Raw genomic sequence first — 8,035 nt, forward strand, 5'->3', positions numbered from 1 at the left:
TCTCCGGGCGCATTGGATCGTTCAGCCTTGCTTCGCGGCCTTGATCCTGGCGAGTTCCTCGTCGCGCAGCGCGCGGCGCAGGATCTTGCCGACGTTGGTCTGCGGCAGCGCATCGCGGAACTCGACGAATTTCGGCATCTTGTAGCCGGTCAGGTTCTTGCGGCAGTGCGCGAGCACGTCGTCGACCGTCAGCGTCGGGTCGCGGCGCACGACGAACACCTTGATCCGTTCGCCCTGTACTTCGTCCGGGATGCCGATCGCAGCGGCTTCGCTGATGCCCGGATGCATGACCAGCACTTCCTCGATCTCGTTCGGATACACGTTGAAACCCGACACGAGGATCATGTCCTTCTTGCGGTCGATGAGGCGGATGAAGCCGCGCTCGTCCATTACGCCGATGTCGCCGGTGCCGAGCCAGCCGTCGGCGTCGATCACCTTCGCGGTTTCGTCGGGCCGCTGCCAGTAGCCGCGCATCACCTGCGGGCCGTGCACGCACAGCTCGCCCGGCTCGCCGACGGCGGCCCAGGTGCCGTCCTCGCGGCGAAAGCGCACGAGTGTCGACGGGGCCGGCAGGCCGATCGAGCCGCTGAACCCGGCCATGTCGCTCAGGTTCACCGGATTCATCGTGACGATCGGCGAGCATTCGGTGAGCCCGTAGCCTTCGACGACCGGCCGGCCTGTGACTTGCTGAAAGCGCTCCGCGACTGCGCGCTGCATCGCCATGCCGCCCGCCATCGCGAGCTTGAGCTTCGAGAAGTCGCGCTTGCAGAATTCCTCGTTGTCGAGGAACGCGTTGTACAGCGTGTTGATCCCGGTGATCCCGGTGAACGTTTCGTTGCGGATGATCTTCATCACCATGTTCATGTCGCGCGGGTTCGCGATCAGGATGTTGCGCCCGCCGAGCCCCATGAAGATGAATGCGTTCACCGTCAGCGAATAGATGTGATAGAGCGGCAGCGGCGTCAGCACGGTCTCGACGTCGCCCGACACCTGGTCGGCGATCCACGCCTTCGCTTGCAGCAGGTTCGCGATCAGGTTGCCGTGCGTGAGCATCGCGCCTTTCGCGACGCCGGTCGTGCCGCCGGTGTACTGCAGGAACGCGAGATCGTCGCGGGTCGTCTGCACCGGCTGCGGTTTGCCGCGTGCGCCGAGCGCGAGGGCGGAGCGCAGCCGGATCGCCTGCGGCAGGTTGTAGGCCGGCACGAGCTTCTTCACGTGCTTCAGCACGAAATTGATCAGGCGTCCCTTCGCATTGAAGCCGTCGGCGAGCAGGTCGCCGAGCGCGGTGACGATGATGTTCTGCACCTGCGTTTCCGGCAGCGCGTCCTGCAGCGTGCGCGCGAAGTTCTCGAACACGACGATCGTCTGCGCGCCGCTGTCCTTCAACTGGTGCGCGAGTTCACGCGCGGTATAGAGCGGATTGACGTTGACGACGATCGCGCCGGCCTTCAGCGTGCCGAACAGCGCGACCGGGTACTGGAACGTGTTCGGCAGCATGATCGCGACGCGGTCGCCAGGTTTTACGCCGGTGCTTTGCAGATACGACGCGAACGCATCGACTTTCTGCGCGAGCGTGCGGTAGGTCATCGATGCGCCGGCGCTCACGTAGGCGACCCGGTCGGCGAAGCGCGTCGTGCATTCGTCGAAGAACTGCACGAGCGATGCGTATTGCGTGACGTCGATCTCGTGCGGCACGCCGGGCGGATACGACGCGTACCAGATGCCGTCGCTGTTAGGCGGGAGCTGGGCCGCTGCGGTTGCTGCGGATGAGGCCATGATGTGTCTCCGGTGTCGGTACGAGTTAGCGCTTTAGCGCTTACTCGTACCCCATGCTTCGCGGTCGGTGAGAGTTAGCGCTTTAGCGCTTACTCGTACCCCATGCTTCGCGGTCGGTGAGAGTTGGCACTTCAGCGCTTACTCGTACCCATGCTTTTCGTCGACGAAAGCAAGCCTGCCTTGGCTCCCGCCGCATGACATTCGTTCGGCCCGGGCCCGCGCATCAACGCCGGCCCGGGCCGCCCAAATCGTGAAACGCCGCCTGCGCGGCCTGGTGCGATCAGCTCGCCGAAGGCGCCGTCGCCGTATCGGCAGCAGCCGTGCTCGACGACAGCCCGAACGCTTCGCTCGCGCCCGCATCGTCGAGCACGGCCGCGAAGATCGACAACTGCGCGCTGTCGGGCATCGGCGCCTTCAGCGCGGCGACGATCAGCGAGGACAGCCGCGCGATCATCTGCACGTCGTTCATCGTGCGGCCTTGCGAGAATTCGTCGATCAGGCTTTCGGTTTCGGCACCGGCCAGCGCGCCGGACAGCGCGCCGATCGCGAAGTGCAGCCGCCAGCCGAGCTCGGTGCGCGGCAGATGCGGCAGCGCGCGCTGGAACGCATCGAAGAAGCGGCCGGCGACGCTCGCATAGTGCGCGGTCAGGAAGTTGCGCACGAACGGCGACGGATCGGTGTACGCGCGGCCGATCAGCCGGAGGAACGCGGGGCCGCCGCGCTCGGGGTCGCGCGACGCCTTCAGCGCGGGAATGAACATCGCGCCGAGTACGTGCTCGCAGGTGATGTGCGCACCGAGCTGCGCATCGAAGCGGTCGAGGATGCCGAGGCGTTCCAGGTTGAGCTGGTCGAGCCGGCGCGACAGCATCGCGTGGATCAGCGCTTCCTTGCTGCCGAAGTGGTAGTTGACCGCGGCGAGGTTCACCGTCGCGCGCGACGTGATCTGCCGCATCGACATCGCTTCGAAGCCATGTTCGATGAACAGGTCCTCGGCCGCATCGAGAATGCGCGCCTTCGTCCCGCCGGCCTGCCGATTGCCGGATGACCGCGTCCCGGACGGTCGTCCCGCGGACGCTCGCCCCTCCTGACTGACTGCCATGTCCCGCCTCCCAATGCCGGTTGCCCGGCCGCGAACAGGTGATTTGATTATCTGATTCAAACAGCCGTTTTTATTAAGATAAAAAAACGCGTGCGGCGCGGGCAAGCGCGGAATCTGGACAAATTCCTCTAGTTCGATGTGCGAATGCGGAAAGCATGTCGCGCGGCCCAGGCGGGACGGGGCACGCGCGATGGTGCGTCGCGGCAATGCGCGGCTTCAGCCAACGGTGGTACGCGTATTGACCGATTGCGTCATGTCGATGCCGCGCCGTTCGCGGCTGAACAGGATCAGCACGGCGATCACGACGGCGACGATGCCGGCCACGAGCGCCAGCGCGAAACTGTAGTTGTTGCCCTGGGAGACCGCGAGCGATGCCTGCATCGTCGCGTTGCCCGACGCGAGCAGGTTGCCGAGCTGGTAGACGACGCCGGGGAAGGTCGCACGGATCTCGTCGGGCGAGATCTCGTTCAGGTGGACGGGGATCACGCCCCACGCACCCTGTACCGAGATCTGCATCAGGAACGCGCCGGCGGCGAGCGCGAGCTGGCCGCTCGAGAACGCCCACAGCGGCAGCACCGGCAGCGCGATCAGCGCGGCGATGAAGATCGCGCGGCGGCGGCCGATCCGCTCCGAGATCGCGCCGAACGACAGGCCGCCGACGATCGCACCGATGTTCAGCACGATCGTGATCCACGACACGGTGTGCGGATCGAAGTGATGCTGTTCGCGCAGGAAGGTCGGGTAGAGATCCTGCGTGCCGTGCGAGAAGAAGTTGAACGCGGTCATCAGCACGATCGCGTAGATCGTGAGCTTCCAGTTCTGCTGCAGCGTGGCGCCGAGGCTCGGGCGCGGGCGCTTCTCCATCTGCTTCCAGGCCGGCGATTCGGGCACGTGCGTGCGCACGTACAGCACGAGCAGCGCAGGCAGCACGCCGACCATGAACATCCCGCGCCAGCCGATGGTCTGGTAGAGCAGGCCGAACACGACGGACGCGAGCAGGTAGCCGCTCGGATAGCCGGCCTGCAGCAGGCCCGACACGAAGCCGCGCGCATGGGTCGGTACGGTTTCCATCGTCAGCGCGGAGCCGACGCCCCACTCGCCGCCCATCGCGATGCCGAACAGCGCGCGTAGCACAAGCAGCGCGGTGAGGCTCGGCGCGAAGCCCGACGCGAGCTCGAGCAGCGAATAGCACGCGATGTTGACCATCAGCGTCGGACGGCGGCCGAAACGATCGGCGAGTCGCCCGAAGATCAGCGCACCGATCGGGCGCATCGCGAGCGTGAGCGTAAGCGCAAACGCGACGGCGGGGATCGTCGACGCGAATTCGGCGGCGATGTCCTTCAGCACGAAGACCATCAGGAAAAAATCGAACGCGTCGAGTGTCCAGCCCAGGTAGGCGGCGATCGTGACGTTGCGTTGTTCGCGGGTCCAGCTCATGTCCGAGGTCTCCTCGTTGGCTTGTGCGCACACTCTGCCGGCGGATGCCGGCCCGGCTGGCGCGCGGCGCGGGGGCATGGATCGAGTGTAGGCCGCGGCGCCGTGCGATGTGGGGCGCGATAGCCGCGAATCAGGAATAATCCCTACGAAATGAACTGTTGAGAAAACGGAAATGAACGTGCGCGTGACGAGCGACAGTCGTCTGTATCATTCCGGAAGGTTTTTTGTATCAGATACGTAATGCACGCGATGCGCATCGCCACCGAATCAGGAGTCCCGATGACCGAACCGTCCGTTGCCGCGCTGCCCGTCCTGGAGAGCGCGCGGCTGTGGCTGCGCCCGCGCGTGCTGGCCGACCTCGACGCGAGCATCGCGATGGATCGCGATCCCGAGGTCACGCGCTACATCGCGGGCCCGTGGCACGACCCCGACGAACATCGCCGCTTCGTCACGCACCGGATCACGTGCGCCTATCCGCCGGGCCTCGGTTACTGGTCGATCTTCGAGAAGGCCGCGCCCGACGCGTTCATCGGCTGGATCCTGCTGATTCCCGATTATGCGGACGGCGCGCGCGACGTCGAGATCGGCTGGCGGCTCGTGCGCGCGGCGTGGGGGCGCGGCATCGCGTGCGAGGCCGCGGCGGCCGTCGTGCGTCACGCGTTCGACACCGTGCGGCTGCCGCGCGTGATCGCCGATATCGCGGAGGCGAACTCGGGTTCGCTGAACGTCGCGCGCAAGCTCGGGATGCGGCGCGTGAGCGTCGTTCACGACGGCATTCCCTACGTTCGCCATCGTCTCGAGCGCGACGACCTGCGTGCATAGCGTCGCGTGCGGGCGCGACCGGATGTCAGGGATGGTCAAGCGCACGCGCATCGAGGTCGCGACGTATTAACGGCTCGCACGATCAGGAGTATCGTTGCCGGAAATTCGTAACATGGGGTACGACCATGGCACTCGGCAACGACGTTCATCTCATTCCCGTCCGGCTCGACGCACTGCGTCCGACGCAAATGACGGTCGGCTATCGTGAAGTGAAAGCGAAGCGCAAGCACTGGAAGGCGCTCGGCAAGCGCGCGCGCAAGGCCGCGATCGACTCGCACTGGTTTCCGGCCGTCCTCGGCCCGGGCGGGCTGCACTACATCACCGACCATCACCATCTCGGCCTGGCGCTGATCGAGGAAGGGGAGGCGCGCGTGAACGCGATGCTGCTGAAGGATCTGTCCTGGCTCGACGACACGATCTTCTGGCGGATGATGGAACACAACCAGTGGGTGCATCCGTTCGGCGTGGACGGCTCGCGTCGCGACTACGCACAACTGCCGAAGGCGCTGACGGGGCTCGAGGACGATCCGTACCGAAGCCTCGCGGGCGAGTTGCGCACGGCCGGCGGCTACGCGAAGGATGCGACGCCGTTCAGCGAATTCCTGTGGGCCGACTACCTGCGCCAACACGTGACGCTCGACCAGATCCGCAAGAACTTCGCGAAGGCGCTCGACATCTCGCTGCGCCGCGCACACGAGCAGGACGCGCGCTATCTGCCCGGCTGGTCGGGTGTCATCGCCGTCAAACCCTGACCCGCACCCCGGCGCCTACCGCCTCATGACGACTGCCCCGACCCGTCCGGATGCCGGCTTGCAGCATCCCGAGCATTTTGCTGCACTCAATGCGGCGCCACCGCCGCCCACGCAGCGCATCGGCCTCGATGCGCTGGCCGGCCTGTCGATCGCCGGGTTGCTGATTCCCGAGGCGGTCGCGTACGCGGGTCTCGCCAACCTGCCGCCGCAGGCCGGTCTGATCGCGCTGCTGTCGGGGCTCGTCGTCTATGCGCTGGCCGGCAGCAGTCGCTTTGCGATCGTGTCGTCGACGTCGTCGTCGGCGGCCGTGCTCGCCGCGACCGTGCTGGCCGAGTCGGGGATGGCGCTTGCCGCGCAGCTCGCGCTCGCGGCCGCGCTCGTCGCGATGACCGGCGTGCTGTTCATCCTGGCGGGCGTCGCGCGGCTCGGGGGCATGTCGGATTTCGTCGCGCGTCCGGTCCTGCGCGGTTTCACGTTCGGCCTGGCGCTGACGATCGTCATCAAGCAGCTGCCGAAGATTCTCGCGATCTCCGTGCAGCACAGCGATGCGCCGCGCGTCGCGCTCGACCTCGTCACCGGCGCACCGCATGCAAACCTCGCGAGCGTCGCGCTCGGCGCGACCGCGCTCGCGCTGCTGTTCGTGCTCGGGCGGCGCTCGCGCGTGCCCGCGACGCTCGTCGTGATCGTGCTGTCGATCGCGGCCGGCTATGTGCTCGACTGGCAGCACTACGGGATCGCGATCGTCGGACACATCGATTTCCGGCATCTCGAATTCGGGCTGCCGCATCTCGACCGGAACGCATGGATGCAGACGGTCGAGCTCGCCTTCGCGCTGATGCTGATCCTGTATGCGGAGTCGTACGGATCGATTCGCAACTTCGCGCTGAAGCACGGCGACAGCGTGTCGGCGAACCGCGACCTGGTCGCGATCGGCTGCGCGAACCTCGTGTCGGGGCTGCTGCACGGAATGCCGGTCGGCGCGGGCTATTCGGCGACGTCCGCGAACGAGGCGGCCGGCGCGCAGTCGCGTTTCGCGGGCTTGTGGGCGGCCGGCGTGGTCGCGCTGATCGTGTGGCTGCTGCTGCCGCAACTCGCGCGCACGCCGGAGCCCGTGCTCGCGGCGATCGTGATCTTCGCGGTCAGCCACTCGCTGCATCCGTCGGTGTTCCGGCCGTATTGGGTCTGGCATCGCGACCGGCTCGTCGTGATCGCCGCGCTGCTCGCGGTGCTCGTGCTCGGCGTGCTGCACGGGCTGCTCGCGGCCATCGGCGTGAACCTGCTGCTGACGCTGCGCAAGTTGTCGGAGCCGAACGTGAGCGTACTCGGCCGGCTGCGCGACGGCCACGATTTCGTCGACGTCGCGAATCACGCCGATGCGAAGCCGATCCCCGGTGTGCTGATCGTGCGGCCCGAGGCGCAGCTGTTTTTCGCGAACGCGGACCGGATGCTCAATCGCGTGCGCGCGCTGATGAAGGCCGCGCCCGACACGCATACCGTGATGCTGAGTCTCGAGGAAACGCCGGACGTCGACGGCACGACGATCGAGTCGTTGCGCACGTTCGCCGCCGAATGCGCGGCACGCGGGCTGCAGTTCGCGATCGTGCGGCTCAAGGAGCACGCGTTGCATGCGCTGCGCCGCGCGACCGACGATACGCTGCGCGACGATGCGATGTCCGAACTGAGTGTCGACGAGAGCCTGCAACTGCTGCAGGCGCGCGGTAACGGCGGGAAGCGTGGTGCGTGACTGGGCGGCGCGCATGCTTCGCCAGGTGTTTTCCCGTGCCGCCGAATCAGCGCGGCTGACCGTGCCGGCGAAGGCGGTCGGCACGCCGAGCCGCGCGCGGGCGCGCGCCACGTTCCAGCATGAACCGCCGGCGACGCTGCGCCAATGCCGCGCGTCATCACGGATGAAGTCGGTCAGCGCTTCGCCGAATACGGCACGGCGGGGGAACGTCGTCGTTGTGTCGAGACCATGTGCCGCGGCGTGTCGCGCGGCGGTGCGGCGGTTGGGGTGAACGGACGGGTAGGGCCGGTGTCCGCGCGCGGCACCGACCCGCATCGACCCGCACCGACCGGCGCCGACCGGCGCCGCCAGGAATCGCGGGTCGCGTCGCGCGATCAGCGCGGGCTGCTCCAGCCTTTGTAGCCC

Annotated in this window: 7 protein-coding genes and 1 pseudogene; 4 read left to right on the forward strand and 4 right to left on the reverse strand. The window is 67.0% G+C overall.

Features of this window, described 5'->3' with window-relative positions; all coding sequences use genetic code 11:
* Nucleotides 1–21 precede the first annotated feature (21 nt).
* From NQV17_RS24195 to NQV17_RS24205, 3 genes are all read right to left on the reverse strand, one after another.
* Nucleotides 22–1,776 (reverse strand): AMP-binding protein, encoded by a 1,755-nt coding sequence (locus NQV17_RS24195; protein WP_257774151.1) that lies wholly within the window; start codon nt 1,774–1,776, stop codon nt 22–24.
* 280 nt (nt 1,777–2,056) lie between these two features.
* Complete coding sequence (locus NQV17_RS24200) at nt 2,057–2,875, reverse strand: TetR/AcrR family transcriptional regulator (RefSeq protein WP_257774152.1); 819 nt, start codon at nt 2,873–2,875, stop codon at nt 2,057–2,059.
* A 216-nt stretch (nt 2,876–3,091) separates the two neighbouring features.
* Nucleotides 3,092–4,312 (reverse strand): MFS transporter, encoded by a 1,221-nt coding sequence (locus NQV17_RS24205; RefSeq protein WP_257774153.1) that lies wholly within the window; start codon nt 4,310–4,312, stop codon nt 3,092–3,094.
* Between the two features lie 279 nt (nt 4,313–4,591).
* Here NQV17_RS24205 and NQV17_RS24210 point away from each other — a divergent pair, with 279 nt between their 5' ends.
* From NQV17_RS24210 to NQV17_RS24220, 3 genes are all read left to right on the forward strand, one after another.
* Nucleotides 4,592–5,134, forward strand: coding sequence for a GNAT family N-acetyltransferase (locus NQV17_RS24210; RefSeq protein ID WP_257774154.1), 543 nt, complete (start codon nt 4,592–4,594; stop codon nt 5,132–5,134).
* A 125-nt stretch (nt 5,135–5,259) separates the two neighbouring features.
* Nucleotides 5,260–5,886 (forward strand): ParB-like protein, encoded by a 627-nt coding sequence (locus NQV17_RS24215; protein ID WP_257774155.1) that lies wholly within the window; start codon nt 5,260–5,262, stop codon nt 5,884–5,886.
* A 25-nt stretch (nt 5,887–5,911) separates the two neighbouring features.
* On the forward strand, nt 5,912–7,630 hold the full coding sequence (locus NQV17_RS24220) for a SulP family inorganic anion transporter (protein WP_257774156.1): 1,719 nt from the start codon (nt 5,912–5,914) through the stop codon (nt 7,628–7,630).
* Between the two features lie 51 nt (nt 7,631–7,681).
* Here NQV17_RS24220 and NQV17_RS24225 read toward each other — a convergent pair.
* Nucleotides 7,682–7,807, reverse strand: a pseudogene (locus NQV17_RS24225) (carbohydrate kinase); the annotation flags it as partial.
* On the opposite strand from NQV17_RS24225, the gene NQV17_RS24230 reads away from it, so the two are divergent.
* Nucleotides 7,775–8,032, forward strand: coding sequence for a hypothetical protein (locus NQV17_RS24230; RefSeq protein WP_257774157.1), 258 nt, complete (start codon nt 7,775–7,777; stop codon nt 8,030–8,032). The pseudogene NQV17_RS24225 and the gene NQV17_RS24230 sit on opposite strands and share 33 nt — an antisense overlap.
* The last annotated feature ends 3 nt before the right edge of the window (nt 8,033–8,035 follow it).

This window comes from Burkholderia sp. SCN-KJ (assembly GCF_024656005.1).
Taxonomy (GTDB): Bacteria; Pseudomonadota; Gammaproteobacteria; order Burkholderiales; family Burkholderiaceae; genus Burkholderia.